Genomic DNA, 16,931 nt, shown 5'->3' with positions numbered 1-16,931 from the left:
GCTAATGCCGCGGCATTGGCCGCCTGGTCGTGGTCGAGCGCGTGCGGATAGGGCACCAGCAGCGCTGGCCGGCCGATCACCGCGATTTCCGATACGGTCGATGCGCCGGACCGCGACATTACCAGATGCGCCGCAGCCATGCGCGTCGCCATGTCGGTGAAGAAGGGCGATACCTCAGCCTCGATGCCAAGGGCGGCATAGGCAGCCTTCACCCGCTCGACATCGTCGGCACGCGCCTGCTGGATGATCACGAGCCGCTTGCGTTGTAGGTCGGAAAGCTGTCCGACCGCCGCCGGTATGGCATCGGAAAAGAACTGTGCGCCCTGGCTGCCGCCGAATACCAGAAACCGGAACGGCTGCTTGCCCGTAGACGCCGCATAGGGCATCTTTGCCGCCTCAAGCACTTGCGGCCTGACCGGATTGCCTGTCGTCACCGTCTTGGCGCCTGCAGCGCTCGAATCTTCCGGCAAGAACCCGCCGGCGATGGCATCGACGCGGCCGGCGAGCGCCCGGTTGGCGCGCCCCATCACCGCGTTCTGCTCGTGGATCAGCGTCGGCACCTTGCGCCGCGACGCCGCATAGAGCGGCGGCAGTGTCGGATAGCCGCCAAAACCGACCACGACGGCTGGCTTGATCCGGCCGATCACGGCGGATGCCTGCCGCACGCCACCCCAGATTTTCCAGAAGGCGGCGAGCACGGCAAAAGGATTTTTCGAACTCATCGTCGCCGACTGGATCGGATGGATGCCTGCGGCCGGAAACTGGCCGGCAAAACGCTCGGCACGAGCATCGGTGGCGAGATGCACCGTCCAGCCGCGCCCGATCAGCTCATGCGCCAGCGCCTCGGCCGGGAAGAGATGCCCGCCCGTGCCGCCGGCGGCCAGAAGGATCGAGCCCTTGGACATTTCACTCCGCCGGCATGGCGCGCTGCGACGGTGCGAAGCCCAACTGCTTGCGCTTTTCCGGCCGCTTGCGGGTCAGCGCCAGCACCATGCCCATCGAGATTGCGATGGCGATCTGCGAGGAGCCACCATAGGAGATGAACGGCAAGGTCATGCCCTTGGCAGGCATCAGCTGCAGATTGACGGCCATGTTGATGACAGACTGCAGACCGAAAACGGTGACCAGGCCGCCAACCGCATAGCGGGTGAAATCGTCCTGCTCCTTGAGCGCGGTGCTGAGGCCGCGCAGCACGATGAAGGCAAAGATGGTCATGATGAAGAAGCACATGATCAGTCCGAACTCCTCGCCGGCCACCGAGAAGACGAAATCGGCATGGCTGTCGGGTATGACCCGCTTGACGGTGCCCTCGCCCGGCCCGACGCCGAACCAGCCGCCATTGATCAGCGCATCGCGGCCCATGTCGACCTGGAACGTATCGCCCTCGCCGGTCATGAAGCGATCGATGCGGCCGGCGACATGCGGGAACACCGTATAGGCGGCAAACACGCCGCCGATGCCGGCAGCGCCCAGCGCGATGATCCACAGCCATGGCAGTCCGGCCATGAAGAACATCACCCCCCAGGTGCCGAGCACCAGCATTGTCTGGCCGAAATCAGGCTGCGCCACCAGCAGCGAAATGACGAGGGCCAGCAGCAGCATGGCGAAGAGATTGCCTGGAATGTCGGGCTGGCGCTTGTGTTCGGCAAACAGCCAGGCGCAGATGACGACGAACGCCGGCTTCAGGAATTCCGACGGCTGGATCGACATGCCGGCGAGCGACACCCAGCGCCGCGCGCCCTTCACCTCGACGCCGATGTAGAGTACCGCCACCATCAGCACCAGCATGACGCACAGCATCGCTAGGGCCATGCGTCTGATCTGCCGCGATTCCAGGAAGGAGACGGCCAGCATCACGCCAAGTGCGGGAATGGTGAAGATGATCTGCCGTGTGGCGAAGTGGAAACTGTCCAGGCCGATGCGCTGGGCCACCGCCGGGCTTGCCGCGAAAGACAGTACGATGCCGAGTCCCATCAGCGACAGGAACGCAGCCAGGAACCAGCGATCGACCGTCCACCACCAGGTGGCGACCGGGCTTTTGTCGAGACGGCTTTGCATTATCGTGCCCCTCCGATGAGCTTCACGCCATCAATAGTGCTCGCAGCTTGCCTGAAGGCTTCGCCGCGCACTTCGAAATTCTTGAATTGGTCGAAACTGGCGCAGGCCGGCGAAAGCAGCACCACCACCTCGCCGTTGTCATCATCCCTGGCCGCATCGCTTGCGGCATGCTCGACTGCTGCGGCCAGCGTGCCGGAGATCTCGTAAGGCACCGCCTCGCCGAGCGTCGCCGAGAAGGCTGGTGCGGCCTCACCGATCAGATAGGCCTTGGCGACCCGCGGAAAGAGGCCGCGCAACGGCTCGATGCCACCCTCTTTCGGCAACCCGCCGGCAATCCAGTAAATGCGCGGAAAGCTGGACAATGCGGGCGCTGCCGCATCGGCATTGGTCGCCTTGGAATCGTTGATGAACAGCACATGGCCCTTGCGGCCGACCTGCTCCATACGGTGCGCCAGCCCGGGAAAGCTCTCCAGCCCCGATTGGATCTCGCCCAGCTCGAGCCCGACCTTGAGGCAGGCGGCGATAGCGGCCAACGCATTCTGCGCATTGTGCTGGCCGCGCAGCGAGCCGATGCCTTCGAGAAAGGCAACGCGGCTGTAACGGCCATGCACCGCCTCCATCAGATTGGTGCCGTCGGCAAAATAGCCATCGGTCAGCGGTAGGCGCTTGGAAATGCGGATGACGTGCCGGCCCGCCCGCTCCAGCCGGTCGGCGGCCTGGGCGCACCAGGAATCGTCGACACCGACGATTGCCGTTTCGCTGCCGGCCGCCAGCCGTTCCTTGATCGCGGCGTAGTGCTGCATCGTGCCATGACGGTCGAGATGATCCGGCGTCAGATTGAGCAGGACGCCGGCGGTCGGATTGATCGAGGGCGCCAGGTCAATCTGGTAGGACGAGCATTCCACGACATAATGCCGCTCAGGCTTCGGGAGATCGAGCGTCATCACCGCGCGGCCGATATTGCCGCCCATCTGCGTGTCGCGTCCTGCCGATTTCAGAATATGCGCCGTCAGCGCCGTCGTCGTCGATTTGCCGTTGGTGCCGGTAATGGCGATGAAGGGCGCTGCCGGCGCCAGCAACGTCCGCTGCCGGCAGAACAGCTCGATGTCGCCAATGGTCTCGACGCCTGAAGCGCGCGCCAGTTCCACTGTCCAGTGCGGCTTCGGATGCGTCAGCGGCACGCCGGGCGACAGCACGAAGGCCGAGAACTTCGCCCAGTCGGCGCCGCGCAGATCGCCGGTCGCGATCCCGACGGCCGCGGCATTGGCGACACTGCCGGGATTGTCGTCCCAGGCGAGCACGTCCGCTCCGCCCTCGATCAGCGCGCGCGCCGTAGCGATCCCCGAGCCGCCAAGCCCGAAGAGCGAAACGCGCTTGCCTGCGAAGGATGTGGCGGGGATCAAGCGGCCTCCTATCGGAGCTTCAGGGTCGACAGGCCGACCAGCGCCAGGATGACGGCGATGATCCAGAAGCGGATCACCACCTGACTTTCGGTCCAGCCGAGCTTTTCGAAATGATGGTGGATCGGCGCCATCAGGAACACCCGCTTGCCGGTCATCTTGAAGTAGCCGACCTGGATGATGACCGACAGGATCTCGACGACGAACAGGCCGCCGACGATGACCAGCACGATCTCGTGCTTGGCGGCAACTGCGACCGTGCCGATCAGGCCGCCCAGGGCCAGCGAGCCGGTATCGCCCATGAAGATCGCCGCCGGCGGTGCGTTGAACCACAGGAAGCCGAGGCCGGCGCCGATCACTGCGCCGAGGACCACCGCCAATTCACCGGTGCCAGGCACGAAATGGATCTGCAGATATTCGGCGAATACCGCATTGCCGGAGAGATAGGCGATGACGCCGAAGGACGCCGCTGCGATCATGATCGGCACGATCGCCAGCCCGTCGAGGCCATCGGTCAGGTTCACCGCATTGCCGGCGCCGACGATGACGAAGCACGAGAACGGGATGAAGAACCAGCCGAGATTGATGAGAAATTCCTTGGCGAAGGGGAAAGTCAGTGACGACGAGAACGGCGCCTGGCCATTGTGCATGATCACCCAGGCGGCGATGCCGGCGATGACGAATTCAAGCCCCAGCCGCGCCTTGCCGGAAAACCCAAGATGCGATTGCTTCGTCACCTTGAGATAATCGTCGTAGAACCCGATCGAGCCGAAACCCAGGGTCACCAGCAGCACCACCCAGACATAGATGCTGGACAGGTTCGCCCACAAAAGCGACGAGCCGATGATGCCGCACAAGATCATTAGCCCGCCCATGGTCGGCGTGCCGGCCTTCTTGAAATGCGTCTGCGGCCCGTCGGCGCGGATCGGCTGGCCCTTGCCCTGCCGCAGCCTCAGCGAATTGATGATAGCCGGCCCGAAGATGAAGACGATCAGCGCCGCAGTGATCAGCGCGCCGCCGGTACGGAAGGTTATGTAGCGAAAGACGTTGAAGACCGAGATCTTGTCCGCGAATTCGACGAGCAGTGTGAACATGCGATTCGGTCCCCGGACCTGGCTCTAGGCCTGTTTGGCGGTTGTGGCTACCGCCGGAAATTTGCTGAGCAATGCCTCGACCAATTTGGAAAACCCGATGCCTTTCGACGATTTGATCATCACCACGTCGCCAGGCTTCAGCGCCGACAGGAGCACCAGTTTCAGATCCTCTGCGCCGGCGCGATACTCCGTCTCGATCTCATCAGGAAGGGTGTCGGCCAGCGCCCGCATTTCCGGGCCGGCGAGAAAGACCGTGCGCGTTTCGGTGCCGGCTATGAGATCGGCAAGGCCTGCGTGCAGCTTCGCCGAATGGTCGCCCAGTTCGAGCATGTCGCCGAGCACCGCGATGCGCCTCCCTTCGCCCGACACCGGCGTTGCGTTGAGCAGCGCCATTGCAGCGCTCATCGACGCCGGATTGGCGTTGTAGCTCTCGTCGATCAGCGTGATCGGACCTTTCGGGTGATGCAGCACGTGGCGCTTGCCGCGTCCGCGTTCGGCCGAAAGATCGGCCAGCGCCGTCGCCACCCTGGCGATGTCGGCGCCGACCAGATGCGCGGCACCCAGCACGGCCAGCACGTTCTGCACCATATGTCGGCCCGGCGCGCCAACCCTGGCGGTGATTTCCTGACCGCCGATCTTGGCGGTGATGATAGAATGATCTGCATGCAGCGCGCATTCGAGCAGTTTGAAGGTCGCCCGGGCATTCTCGCCAAAGCCGTAAATGTGCTGGACGCCGGCGGCTCTTGCCATCTTGTCCAGAAGCTTCCAGCGCGGGTCGTCGCGGTTGAGAAGGACAGCACCATCCGGTTCCAGCCCCTCGAAAATCTCGGCCTTGGCCCTGGCGATCTCGTCCAGATTGCGGAAGAAGCCGAGATGTGCCGCGGCGATCAGCGTGACGATGGCGACATGCGGCCGGACCATCTTGGCCAGCGGCCGGATCTCGTCGGGATGGTTCATGCCGATCTCGAACACGGCATAGTCGCAATCCACCGGCATCCGCGCCAGCGTCAGCGGGACGCCCCAGTGGTTGTTGAAAGACTGGGCCGATGCGTGCACCTTGCCGACCGCGGACAGCACATGGCGCAGCGCTTCCTTGGTGGTGGTCTTGCCCGCCGAACCGGTCACCGCGATGATCTTGGCGTTCGAGCGCGCGCGGGCGGCCAGCCCTAGCTTTTCCAGCCCCGCCAGCACGTCCTGGACGACGATCATCGGCGCCGTCAGCCGCCCGAGCGACGGCAGCTTGCCCTCGGCGACGACCAGCACGCCGGCGCCGGCCTTGATAGCGGCGGTCGCGAAATCATGGCCATCCATCGCCTCGCCCTTGATGGCGAAGAAAGCATCGCCCGGCTCAAGGCTGCGGCTGTCGATCGAGATGCCGCTGATACCCTGCGGCATCAGACCGAGCGGTCGTCCGCCCATGGCGGCGACGAGATCCTCGGAGGTCCACAGAAAGCTCATGCGGCGCGCTCCTGGAGCGCGGCGCGGACTTCCTCATGGTCGGAAAAATGCAGCGTCTCGGCGCCGATGGTCTGGCCTTCCTCATGGCCCTTGCCGGCCACGATCAGCGTATCGCCGCCGTGGAGCATGGCGACTGCCTCGTGGATTGCCTTGCGCCGATCGCCGATCTCGACAGCGCCGGGTGCAGCGGCAAGGATCGCGGCGCGGATCGTTTCAGGCACTTCCGAACGCGGATTGTCGTCGGTGACGATAACGACATCGGCGAGCCGCGTAGCGATTTCACCCATGATCGGACGCTTGCCCCGGTCGCGGTCGCCGCCACAGCCGAACACGACGATGACGCGGCCGGTGGTGAACGGCCGCACCGACGCCAGCACGTTTTCCAGCGCGTCCGGCTTGTGCGCATAATCGACATAGACCGGCGCACCATGGGATGTTGTCCCAACGAGGTCGAGCCGACCCGGCGCGCCCTTCAATTTCTCCAACGCCATCAGGGCTTTGGCGGCAGGCGTTCCAGTAGAAATGGCGAGGCCCGCCGAAACCAGGGCATTGGCGATCTGGAAATCCCCGGCCAGCGGCAGGTCGACCTCGTGGAGAACGCCATCGACTTCCACTTCGGCGCGCTGGCGGTGGCGCTCGTGCTCGACCCGCTTCAGTCTCAGGAACTCGCCGTGGCGGCCGACCGTCAGCACATCCAGTCCTGCCGCCTTCGCCGCCCGGATCGTCGGCTCCGACCACGGATCGTCGGCAAAAATGACGGCCGGCGCGTCCTTCGGCAGCAGCGCGTCGAACAGGCGCAGCTTGGCGCGATGATAGTCCTCGACTGTCGGATGATAGTCCATGTGGTCCCGGCCGAGATTGGTGAACCCGCCGGCTGCGAGCTTCACGCCGTCGAGCCGGCGCTGGTCGAGGCCGTGGCTGGAGGCCTCCATCGATGCGTGGGTGACGCCGGCATCCGCCAGTTCCTTCAGCAGCCTGTGCAGATATACCGGGTCGGGGGTGGTCAGCGAGCCATATTCGTTGCGGCCCGGCGCCACCACGCCGGTCGTGCCTATCGAAGCAGCGGCAAACCCTGACTGCTCCCATATCTGTCTTGTGAAGGCCGCAACCGATGTCTTGCCGCTGGTACCGGTCACCGCGACCATGGTTTGCGGCTGCCTGCCGAAGTAGCGGGCGGCACTCAGCGCCAGCGCAAGGCGCGGATCGTCGACGGCGAGAACGGGCACCGGCAGTCCGGCGATGGCGCTGCCCTTGCTGGCCACGATCGCCACTGCGCCGCGACTGGCGGCATCGGCGGCATAGGCCGCGCCATCGGCCTTGGTGCCAGTGAGCGCGAAGAAGACCACGCCCGGTGCTACCTGGCGGGAATCCGACGAAATCCCGGTAACCTCCGTATCGAAGGAAGCTGTCCCCTCGACAGACAGGATACCGGCTAGATCTTTCAGCTTCATCGAACCCCGTTCATAGCAACAAAATAGCGCGCAGTTGCCGGCGCGCCCCAAGAATCACTGATAGGAAACCAGCGTTGCGCCATTTTCATGGCTGAAATCTGGCTTCACGCCAAGCATGGAAGCTGAACGTCGGATAATGTTTGCAGCCATGACACCAGCATTCGAGGCGGCCGTTGCACCCATGCCGGGTTTTTCCGGCTTCGGTTCGTCGACGATCGTAAGCACGATGTATTGCGGATCGTCCATCGGGAAAGCTGCGACGAAGGCGTTGAAATTCTTGTCCTTTGAGTAGCGGCCGTTGACAACCTTCTCTGCCGTTCCGGTCTTGCCGCCGACGCGATAACCAGGAACCCTGGCGTTCCTGCCTGAGCCTTTCTCGGCGTTCAGTGCGTAGAGATAGCGCATGCTCTCGGAGGTCTTGTCGCTGACAACTTTCTTGGCCACCGACATCGCCTGTTCCCGCGCGCGCCTCAGGAATGTCGGCTGGATCAGATAGCCGCCGTTCACCAGCGCGGCACAGCCGACCGCCGTCTGCAGCGGCGTCGTCGACACGCCGTGACCGAAGGCGATGGTGATCGAATGGACCTGTTTCCAGATTTTGGGCTCGGTCGGGCGGGCGACCTCCGGCAGTTCCGTCTGCATCTTTTCGAGGATGCCCAGGCGATGTAGGAATTCGCGGTGCCCCTCGATGCCGACCGCTTCGGCTTCCTTGGCCGAACCGATGTTGGACGAGTAGATGAACACTTCGGGCACCGACAGCACCCGGGCCTTGCCGTGAAAATCATGGATGGTCTGACGGCCGATCCTGATCGGGCGCGAAGCGTCGAAACGGCTTTCCAGCGTCACTTTGCCGGAATCGAGCGCCATGGCGGTGGTAAAGCTCTTCAAGGTCGAACCCATTTCGTAAAGGCCGGCCGACATGCGGTTCAAGCGGTCCTTGTCCTGCGCATTGTACGGGTTGTTGGGATCGAAATCCGGAACCGAGGCCATCGCCATCACTTCGCCGGTCTTGATGTTGAGAACGACGGCGCCCGCTGCGATTGCGCGGTATTTCTCCATGCCGGTGGCGACCTCGTCACGCACGATATGCTGGACGCGCAGGTCGATCGAGAGCTGCACCGGCTTCAGATCCTTGGCCACCGCAAGTCCCGACGCCTGAAGGTCGCTCAGCCCCTGCTCGTCGATGTATTTCTCCATGCCGGAGATGCCCTGATTGTCGATGTTGGTGAGCCCGACAATGTAGGACGAGGTTTCGCCGGCCGGATAGAAGCGGCGCTTTTCGGTGCGGAAGCCGAAGCCGGGAATGCCGAGTTGCATGATATCCGATTGCTGCTTGGGCGTCAGTTGCCGCTGCAGCCAAACGAAGCCGGCGCCGCTCTTCAGCTTATGGTAGGTCTGCTCGTAGTCGATTTCCGGAAGCACCGTCGCCAGCTTTTCGATCGCCTCGTCGGCGTCGACGATGCGGCGCGGTTCGGCAAACAGCGACGCCGTCTTGATGTCCGTCGCTAGCACTTCGCCGTTGCGGTCGACGATGTCGGGTCGTGACGCCGTCACCCGGCTCTGCGGGCCACCGGACAGATCGGGATTCTGGAAACCGAGATAGACCAGCCGCCCGGTGATGATCGAATAGATGCCGAAGAACACCGCCATCGTCATTACGATGCGGGTCCTGCCCTTGCCGCCGGTCGCTTTGCGCGCGCCTTCGACCACAATCGATCCGTCTTCCGACTTGGCGGGGCGCTTCAGCAGTCTGGCGATCAATGGAAGTCTGGGAATCATTGGACGATGCCTCCGGTGACCACAGGGTCCTTGCCGCCCAAGGGTCCTTTGCCAGAATTGTCGGCCATGCCACCCAGTCGCTCGGACGAAAGGTCCTCGATGGTGAGGGGTTTTGCTGGCAGATCGTCCAGCCCGATGATCTGGCGGGCGCTGACCGGCTCGAGCTCGAGTTGCGATCTATAGATCTCGGCCAGCTTTTGCAGGCGCGACGGCTGGGTCAGCAGGCTCCAGTCCGCCTTCAGGAGATCGATCGTATCCTCCTCGTAGCGGATCTGCGCCTGGATCATGTGCACCGCCGCCAATTGCTCCTCGGCCTCGCGCTTGGTCTTGTAGGTCAAGGCCGCAGCCGAAACCATCACGGCGATCAGGACTATGTCGCTGGTACGAAACACGTGCTCACCTTTCTCCCGGCCGATTGACGCCGGGAAGTTTTGGCTCAGGAAGCTTTGGAAGCCCGAAAATCGAAAAGTCGCCGGTGCGCGGCGGTGCGTCGGTGCGGATCGCAGCGCGCAGCCTTGCCGAGCGCGCCCGCGGATTGGCTGATATCTCGGCCTCATCAGGCGTCACGCCGCTGCCCACCTTTTTGAAAGTGGCGCTGCGCGCCTGCGCCTCGGGCAGGTGCCGCGATCCGGATGCCGCATCGGCGCGATCGGCGATGAAGCGTTTGACGATGCGGTCTTCCAGGGAGTGGAACGTCACGACGGCCAGCCGCCCGCCCGGTTTCAGCACGCGTTCAGCCGCAAACAGCGCTTTGGCCAGTTCGCCGAGTTCGTCGTTGACGAAAATGCGCAGCGCCTGGAAGACGCGGGTCGCCGGATGGATCTTGTCCTTCGGCGCGCGGCCGACATGCGTCTCGATGGCATCGGCAAGGTCGAGCGTGCGCTCGAACGCATGTTTTTCGCGACGGCTTTCGATCATGCGGGCGATGCGGCCGGCATGGCGCTCTTCGCCAAGTAACCCGAAGATGCGGGCAAGGTCGCCCGCTTTGAAGCTGTTGACGACATCGGCGGCGCTGAGGCCAGCCTGCGCCATGCGCATATCGAGCGGTCCATCGGCACGGAACGAAAAACCGCGCGCCGCCTGGTCGATCTGCATGGAGGAGATGCCGATGTCGAGCACGACGCCGTCGGCGCTTTCGACATGCTCGTCCAATGTCGAGAACGGCGCCTGAACGAGCCTGAGCCTGCCGCCCGATTGTTGTTCGAGGGCACGACCGGTAGCAATCGCATCCGGATCGCGGTCGATGGCGACGACCGTGGCGCCGCATGCCAGAATGGCTTTGGTGTAGCCGCCGGCGCCGAAGGTGCCGTCGACGATCACCTCGCCCGCTTTAGGCGAAAGCGCCTCCAGCACTTCGGCAAGGAGGACCGGAATGTGACGGGCCGGTCCGCCAGCGGCGTGAGGGTCATCGCCGTAGCCCGCCATCATTCCGGCCGCTCCCCGGGCTTCGTTCCCTGCCGAAGCTGCAAAAGCCGGGCGCGTGCTTCCGCCCCATAGGCGGTGAGCCGTCCAGGTTCCCAGATCTGAAAGAAATTGCCGCGGCCGACAAACGCTGCTTCCGCGGAAATGCCGGTGTGCTCGCGGATGAAATCGGTCATCGAGATGCGGCCGTCCTGATCGAGCTTGAGAAAGGTTCCATCGCCATGGCAGAAGAACGACATGTCGTCCGCCGTCTGCAGGAAAGGGTCTTCCTGCGCGATGCGCTGCTCGTAGCGGTCGAGCAGGTCTAGCCCGCCGACATCCATCGCCGGACGGTCCAGGCAGCGCAGCGCATAGAGTTCCGAATAGCCGCGTTTCTGCACAACCGCACGGAAATGCGCTGGAACGGACACCCGCCCCTTCGCATCGATCCTGTTCACCGCGCTTGACAGAAACCGGTCCATTACGCGTTACGGCCGCTTGCGCCGCCGCACCCCTCTGCATCTTCCCGCCCGCGCCGCCCCGGCGCGGTCCCTGCCCAAAACTCACTTCGTTCTGAAAGGCGAAAACAGGCGAACGCGCAGCCGCCGCGGCTGCCCGATTGGCGTACGCTTCACCCTGACGCGGAACGAAGGCTTGAATATCGAAATGGGATATCATGGGGCGCTATGGGCGTCAACGGGAATAGGCTTCACAAACGCGCGCGCCACAACCGATGGGAGCAGCTCTGACGGCACTCCCGTCTTTATGCTCCATTAAGCCTAACGAAGCGTTTAGAGCGGTTGCCGGCGCGGTTCGGCGCTTGCCTGCCGGTGAGTCCCGGCATAGCGTCTGCGCATTCTTTTCCTCAAAGTCAGGGTTCGAAAAACGATGTCCGAAACAGCGAAGTCGCGCGCCGCTACCCTTGCCCATTTGCGTGGCGTCAAGCTCGCTAAGGGCGACCCGGTCTCGCTGCCGCTGATAATGACGACAACTTTCCATCTGCCTGGCAACCCGGCCGGTGTCAGCCAGTACGGACGCTCCGACAACCCGACATGGGACGCGGTGGAAGACATGCTCGGCCACCTTGAGGACGCGCCGTCGGTAGCGTTCCCGTCGGGCATGGCCGCGATCGCGGCGGTCTTTTTCGCGCTGCTCAAGGCAGGCGATCGCATCCTGTTGCCGTCCGATGGTTACTACACGCCTCGCGTGCTTGCCGAGCGCTTCCTCAAACCTTTCGACGTCTCGTTCGACACAAGACCGACCAAGTCCTTTCTGGACGGCGGTTTTTCCGGCTACCGGCTGGTGTTCGTCGAGACCCCATCCAATCCCGGGCTGGACATTTGCGACATGGCCGGCGTGGCGCGCCTTGCGCACGAGGCCGGCGCGCTGGTCTTCGCCGATAACACCACGATGACGCCTTACGGTCAGCGCCCGCTCGATCTCGGTGCCGATATCGTGGTTGCTGCTGACACCAAGGCGCCCAATGGCCATTCCGACGCGCTGTTTGGCCATGTCGCCAGCCGTGACGCCGGGATCATAACTGCCATCCGTGACTGGCGGAAACTGTCAGGCTCCATCCCCGGACCGTTCGAAGCCTGGCTGGTCCATCGAGGCCTCGAGACGCTGGAAGTCCGCTTCGACCGCATGTGCACGTCGGCCGAACTGATCGCCCGACGCCTGTCAAATCATCGGGCCGTGAAATCCGTCCGCTTTCCTGGACTGGAAGATGACCCTTCGCACAATCTGGCGATCACCCAGATGAGGCGTTTCGGCTTTCTTATCGGCCTTGACCTGGGGAGTGAAGCCAAGGCCGAAGCGTTCATCGGCGCCTGCGCCCTGATCCAGCCGGCGACCTCCTTCGGCGGCGTCCACTCTTCGGCCGAGCGGCGCGCCCGCTGGGGTGATGCCGTTCCGCCTGGCTTCGTTCGCCTGTCGGTCGGCTGCGAGCCGGTGGAAGAGCTTTGGCAGGCGATCGAAGCGTCGCTGGACGGCATCGCCGGCTGAACGAACCGATCACGAGCCAGATCGTCAGCTTCGATATTGCGCCGGCCATGCAGCAACGCGCAGGATCTCGACGGCCTCGCCGACACGGTACAAGGTTAGATACTCGCCGAAGACCAAGTGGCGGATGCCAGGCGCAATATCTTCGCGCGGCGCGCCTGAGAAGGGGTGCAGGGTCAGCAATCCCAACGCCTCTCTAAGGTATCCACGATGCGGATCGCCGCATTAGGATTGTGTTCGGCAATGTAGTCGCCGATAATTTCGAGGTCGATCAACGCCTGAGGAAGCAGGCGGTATTTCACTCCTCAAGGCCTTTGGCCTCGGCCATTTTAAGATATTGGCGCGCAATTGTTCGATGATTGGCGGCCCGTCCAGCGCCGGCCCGCTGTCGACCCCCTCCTGCACCAGCTTGCGCAACTCCTCGACGGTATAGCAGTGCAGATCGCGCCGGTCCTTCCATTGCCTGAGTGCGTCGCGGATCACCTCGCTCGCCGAAGCGTACTCGCCGGCGGCGACCACATCGTCGACCGCCGCCGCCGGTTCCGGCGAAAGTGTGATACTCCGTTTGTCGACCTGACCCATGATGCGCCTGATAATGCCCGTACAATTGGTACGATTTAATCGTACCAACTTCAAAAAACGCTTGTTCCGCGCACAATCAGCAAAGCTGATTCAATCAATGAAGCGCCTGAACCAGCAGGCGCGCCTGAAGACGCAACCTGCTGATATCAAGGATTTTCCTTGTAATCTGGAAGAAATTGCCAGCTGGCCTGTAAGCCGGGTTCTGTATGGCCTCGCCCCTTGCGGCGCGAGAACGTGGCGGCCATTCATCTTGGGCGCATGTTGCCATGCACCTCACGCAACCTACCCGGACGGTGAGCCGGAAACAGCCCTCGAGGGTTTCCCCTCGCACCGCCCCTATTCGGTCTTGCTCCCGGTGGGGTTTACCGTGCCGCTCCTGTTGCCAGTCGCGCGGTGGGCTCTTACCCCACCCTTTCACCCTTACCACGACGGATCGTGGCGGTTTGCTTTCTGTGGCACTTTCCCTAGGGTCGCCCCCGCCGGCCATTAACCGGCACCGTGTCTCCATGGAGCCCGGACTTTCCTCACCCGCAGCCTTTCGGCTTCGCGGGTGCGGCCGCCCGGCCAGCTGGCAAGGCGTATAAAGGGGTTCAAGGCCGAAAACGCAAGAAAAAAGCAGGTTCGGGCTTATTACGCCGGCGCTCCAAGCGCGGCCAACTGCACCTTGACCTTGCCGCAATAGGCCGCGGAAATCGGGTTCATCCGCTTGGCGCCATGGCCGGCATTGTATTTGAGGATCGTGCCGCAGGTCGTGCCTCCGCCGAGGTTCTGCGCCATGGCGAGGTATTTCATGCCGTATTTGATGTTGGTCTCGGGATCGTAGAGGCCCTTGATCGAGCCGCTGTAACCCATCATCCGCGCCGTCGACGGCTTGATCTGCATCAGGCCGATCTCACCGGCGCTGCCGACCTGGTCCGGCCGGAAGCTGCTTTCGATCATGATGACGGCCTTGGCGAGCGAGACCGGCACACCATTGCTGGCGGCATGACGCTCGATAATCGCCGAATACTGGCCACTGCCGCCAGCGGTCGCCGCCTTCGGCGCCGCCGCCCGGCTTTGCCGGCCGATCGACGCCGTCGTCGCCTGGTCGATGCGGGTCCTGTTGCGCTTCACGTGTCGCTTGGTGATTGGATTTTTTGCAGAGGCTGACTTTTTCACCTTTACCCCAGCTTTGCCCGCCTTTGCGGACGCTGGCTTTTTCACCTTTACCGCAGCAGCTTTTACCGCCTTTGCGGAGGCTGTCCTTTTTTCCTTTGCATCTTGGCCGGCTTTCGGCGTGGCGGTTTTATCGGACACGGTAATGAAACCCTGGTCGGCCCGCTGGCTCAGCGGCGCGCCATTGGCAGCACCGATGGCAAAAGTCATTACGCCGGCAGCAACAGCTGCCGTTAAAACGGTCAATTTCTGCATGGGATCCTGTTCTGTTTGAACCGCGCGAAGAACTTCACGCAGCTACGCTAACCAACATCGGAACATCTGGGGCAGTAGGTCCGACAACTTGCACGGATCGCCTTTGACGACCGAATTGGCGGCAAAAAAGGCGGGGCAAGTCACTTTGAGTGACAGGCTGTAACTTAACAACTAGGAAAAGACTACTTGGACGGAACTGCCCTCACGGAAGCAAGCAGCCTTTCCAGCGTGCGGATTGTCGATCCGTCGGCCACGCCATCCACTTTGCGTTGGCGGAAGTGCCGTTGAAAAGCCTCAACCACGATTTCGGTATGCCGGTCGAAATAGCCTGATATCTCCACGCCATAACCGTAGAGCGCCAGCATCGATTGCAACGCCTCGACCTCGGCATTCGCATCGCCGGCCTTCAGCACCGCGCCGCGCCTGAGGGGTGCCGCTTCGACGAGATGGCCGACACCGGCCTCGAACAGCGCTTTCCAAGGGAACTTCTCGCCGGGGTCGATCTTGCGTCCCGGCGCCACGTCGGAATGGGCGAGCACCCGTTGGGCCGGAATCGAATGGCGCTGAACAATTCCCTTGCACAGGCTGATGACGGCATCGATCTGCGGTTTCGGAAAATTCCGATAGCCCAGCGAATGCCCCGGATTGACGATCTCGATGCCGAGCGAACAGGAGTTGATGTCGCTGCGTCCGAACCAGGAACTCTTGCCGGCATGCCAGGCACGGTCGCTTTCCCTGACCATCTGGACGATGCGGCCGTCCTCATGGACGAGATAATGCGACGAAACCTCGCTGGCCGGATCGCACAGCCATTCTTCGGCGCCGGCGCCAGTCTCCATCCCGGTGTAGTGCAGCACGATCATGTCGGGCTTCTCGCGTCGTGGACCGAAATTCGGCGATACCCTTACCTCGGCGCTCGGCTCGTCGGGCGGGAAGCCGCTCATGCGTGCCGCAGGCCTCGTTCGATCATCTCATAGGCCGCGTTGATCGCCGCTATCCTGCTCGTTGCGATCTTGATGAATTCCTGCGGCAGCCCGCGTGCGATCAGCCGGTCGGGATGGTTGTCCGAAACCAGCTTGCGATAACGCTTCCTGACCTCCTCGAACGTTTTTCCCCGATCGATGCCAAGCACGACATAGGGATCGGCCGCACCCAGGTCGACGTGCCGGGCCAGAATACTCTGGTAATGCGCCTCCTCGATCCGGAAAATCTCGGCAATACGATGCAGGAACTGGCCTTCGCGCTCGTGGACCAGCCCGTCGGCCTTGGCGATGTGGAACAGCCCGTCGAGAATGTCCTCCAGCATCTTGCAGTTCGAATGACCGGAGCCGCAAAGCTGCGCCATGCGCGCGGCATAGGTCTCGAATCCGGCAATGTCGCGCTTGGCAAGATCATAGAGCCGCGCCACATTGCGCGTCTGTTCCTTCGGCACTTCGAATATCTGCTGGAAGGCGCGCACCTCGTCCTGCGTGACGATGCCGTCGGCCTTGGCCATCTTGGCCGACAGTGCGATCATCGCTACCGAGAAGGCGACGCGCCGGCGCAGATCCGGATCGCCGGAGAAAACCGTGCGAACAGCCTCGACCACGTCGGCGACGCCGGACGAGGTTGAGGACGAAACGCGCGTGATGAAGTCGCCAAGGCGATCCCAAATCGACATAGGCACCTATTAGGGCTAACTGGCCACCGCTATCAAGCGAAGACAATGCCGCAGGGCCGGCCCAGCCGATTTCGCGGCCGCCTGACCAGCTGGCGCAACCGTCTATCATGGAAAATCAGCAGGCGGCAGCGGCGGCCACAGCGCGCGAAACTGCCAGCCCTCGTCGCCTTGCCATTCGGCCCCTTCTGCTGGGCGAAAAAGTACCGGGCGAAACTGGGCGTGCGGCGGCCGAAAGGAGCGCGTCCTGAACTCAGAAGGCCGGCATGATGCCGGCCTTCTGTTCATTCACATGAGAATTACTGCGCCGGCGCAGGCTGTGCCGGAGCCGGCTCGGCCGGCTTCGTCGCGTCAGGAGCCGGCTGCATTGGCTGTTCATTCGCCGGCGGATTGGTGCTCTGCGTCGTTGTGGCGTCCCCGCCCGTGCCGCTGTCGCTGCAAGCCGCAACGCCAAGCAGGGCAAGCACCGAAACCGACGCAAGAATGAGTTTCTTCATGACATCTCTCCTCTAATCACGCCCCCGCTACCGGGTGACGATCGAGGACAGAATGCATCAGGCGCTTATGAGTTTCATAACGTTGCGTTTCGGCATGTAACATCATCTGCTTTTGCCGTTGCCGGCGAAGCCGTGGCGAACTA

General features: G+C 63.0%; 16 protein-coding genes, 1 other RNA gene and 1 pseudogene. 1 reads left to right on the top strand and 17 read right to left on the bottom strand.

Features of this window, described 5'->3' with window-relative positions; genetic code table 11:
• The 10 genes from EOA78_RS30530 to mraZ all read right to left on the bottom strand — a co-directional run.
• Positions 1-905: UDP-N-acetylglucosamine--N-acetylmuramyl-(pentapeptide) pyrophosphoryl-undecaprenol N-acetylglucosamine transferase (locus EOA78_RS30530; RefSeq protein WP_164784004.1), on the bottom strand; the 905-nt coding region annotated here is incomplete at its 3' end.
• Between the two features lies 1 nt (position 906).
• Positions 907-2,058 carry a putative lipid II flippase FtsW gene (ftsW, locus tag EOA78_RS30525; RefSeq protein ID WP_127318913.1) on the bottom strand — a complete coding sequence of 384 codons (1,152 nt, stop codon included), beginning with the start codon at positions 2,056-2,058 and terminating at the stop codon, positions 907-909.
• A complete protein-coding gene (gene murD, locus EOA78_RS30520; RefSeq protein ID WP_127318911.1) occupies positions 2,058-3,461 on the bottom strand; it encodes a UDP-N-acetylmuramoyl-L-alanine--D-glutamate ligase in 1,404 nt (467 codons plus the stop codon). Before murD ends, ftsW begins: the two co-directional genes overlap by 1 nt.
• Positions 3,462-3,469: 8 nt before the next feature.
• Positions 3,470-4,552: a phospho-N-acetylmuramoyl-pentapeptide-transferase gene (mraY, locus tag EOA78_RS30515; RefSeq protein ID WP_127318909.1), complete on the bottom strand. Its 1,083-nt coding sequence runs from the start codon at positions 4,550-4,552 to the stop codon at positions 3,470-3,472.
• 24 nt (positions 4,553-4,576) lie between these two features.
• Entirely contained in the window at positions 4,577-6,010 is a 1,434-nt protein-coding gene (locus EOA78_RS30510; protein WP_127318907.1) for a UDP-N-acetylmuramoylalanyl-D-glutamyl-2,6-diaminopimelate--D-alanyl-D-alanine ligase, read from the bottom strand.
• Positions 6,007-7,461, bottom strand: coding sequence for a UDP-N-acetylmuramoyl-L-alanyl-D-glutamate--2,6-diaminopimelate ligase (locus EOA78_RS30505; RefSeq protein WP_127318905.1), 1,455 nt, complete (start codon positions 7,459-7,461; stop codon positions 6,007-6,009). Before EOA78_RS30505 ends, EOA78_RS30510 begins: the two co-directional genes overlap by 4 nt.
• Before the next feature lie 54 nt (positions 7,462-7,515).
• Positions 7,516-9,240: a penicillin-binding protein 2 gene (locus EOA78_RS30500; protein WP_206533533.1), complete on the bottom strand. Its 1,725-nt coding sequence runs from the start codon at positions 9,238-9,240 to the stop codon at positions 7,516-7,518.
• Positions 9,237-9,632, bottom strand: a complete 396-nt coding sequence (locus EOA78_RS30495; RefSeq protein ID WP_127318903.1) for a hypothetical protein — start codon at positions 9,630-9,632, stop codon at positions 9,237-9,239. The genes EOA78_RS30500 and EOA78_RS30495 overlap by 4 nt, the downstream gene beginning before the upstream one ends.
• Positions 9,633-9,636: 4 nt before the next feature.
• A complete protein-coding gene (gene rsmH, locus EOA78_RS30490) occupies positions 9,637-10,668 on the bottom strand; it encodes a 16S rRNA (cytosine(1402)-N(4))-methyltransferase RsmH (RefSeq protein WP_127318901.1) in 1,032 nt (343 codons plus the stop codon).
• Entirely contained in the window at positions 10,665-11,123 is a 459-nt protein-coding gene (gene mraZ / locus EOA78_RS30485) for a division/cell wall cluster transcriptional repressor MraZ (RefSeq protein WP_123151963.1), read from the bottom strand. Before mraZ ends, rsmH begins: the two co-directional genes overlap by 4 nt.
• 406 nt (positions 11,124-11,529) lie before the next feature.
• Between mraZ and EOA78_RS30480 the strand changes: the two genes are divergently transcribed.
• On the top strand, positions 11,530-12,645 hold the full coding sequence (locus EOA78_RS30480) for a cystathionine gamma-lyase (RefSeq protein ID WP_127318899.1): 1,116 nt from the start codon (positions 11,530-11,532) through the stop codon (positions 12,643-12,645).
• Positions 12,646-12,669: 24 nt separating this feature from the next.
• Here EOA78_RS30480 and EOA78_RS30475 read toward each other — a convergent pair.
• The 7 genes and pseudogenes from EOA78_RS30475 to EOA78_RS30445 all read right to left on the bottom strand — a co-directional run bounded on the left by EOA78_RS30475 (position 12,670) and on the right by EOA78_RS30445 (position 16,788).
• A pseudogene (locus EOA78_RS30475) lies at positions 12,670-12,944 on the bottom strand (type II toxin-antitoxin system RelE/ParE family toxin).
• Entirely contained in the window at positions 12,868-13,224 is a 357-nt protein-coding gene (locus tag EOA78_RS37455; protein ID WP_245477863.1) for a type II toxin-antitoxin system ParD family antitoxin, read from the bottom strand. Before EOA78_RS37455 ends, EOA78_RS30475 begins: the two are co-directional and overlap by 77 nt.
• A gap of 175 nt (positions 13,225-13,399) precedes the next feature.
• Positions 13,400-13,796: RNase P RNA component class A (gene rnpB, locus EOA78_RS30465), an RNA gene on the bottom strand.
• A 58-nt stretch (positions 13,797-13,854) separates the two neighbouring features.
• The gene (locus tag EOA78_RS30460; protein WP_127318897.1) at positions 13,855-14,634 is read right to left on the bottom strand and encodes a transglycosylase SLT domain-containing protein; all 780 of its coding nucleotides are present in this window, start codon (positions 14,632-14,634) and stop codon (positions 13,855-13,857) included.
• 182 nt (positions 14,635-14,816) lie between these two features.
• The gene (locus EOA78_RS30455) at positions 14,817-15,578 is read right to left on the bottom strand and encodes an N-acetylmuramoyl-L-alanine amidase (protein ID WP_127318895.1); all 762 of its coding nucleotides are present in this window, start codon (positions 15,576-15,578) and stop codon (positions 14,817-14,819) included.
• Positions 15,575-16,294, bottom strand: a complete 720-nt coding sequence (locus tag EOA78_RS30450; RefSeq protein WP_127318893.1) for a DnaJ family molecular chaperone — start codon at positions 16,292-16,294, stop codon at positions 15,575-15,577. The genes EOA78_RS30455 and EOA78_RS30450 overlap by 4 nt, the downstream gene beginning before the upstream one ends.
• Positions 16,295-16,590: 296 nt before the next feature.
• Positions 16,591-16,788: a hypothetical protein gene (locus EOA78_RS30445; protein WP_127318891.1), complete on the bottom strand. Its 198-nt coding sequence runs from the start codon at positions 16,786-16,788 to the stop codon at positions 16,591-16,593.
• Positions 16,789-16,931: the final 143 nt, after the last annotated feature.

The organism is Mesorhizobium sp. M5C.F.Cr.IN.023.01.1.1, assembly GCF_003997585.1.
GTDB classification, from domain to species: Bacteria; Pseudomonadota; Alphaproteobacteria; order Rhizobiales; family Rhizobiaceae; genus Mesorhizobium; species Mesorhizobium wenxiniae.
This window is presented reverse-complemented; position numbering and strand designations above follow the sequence as displayed.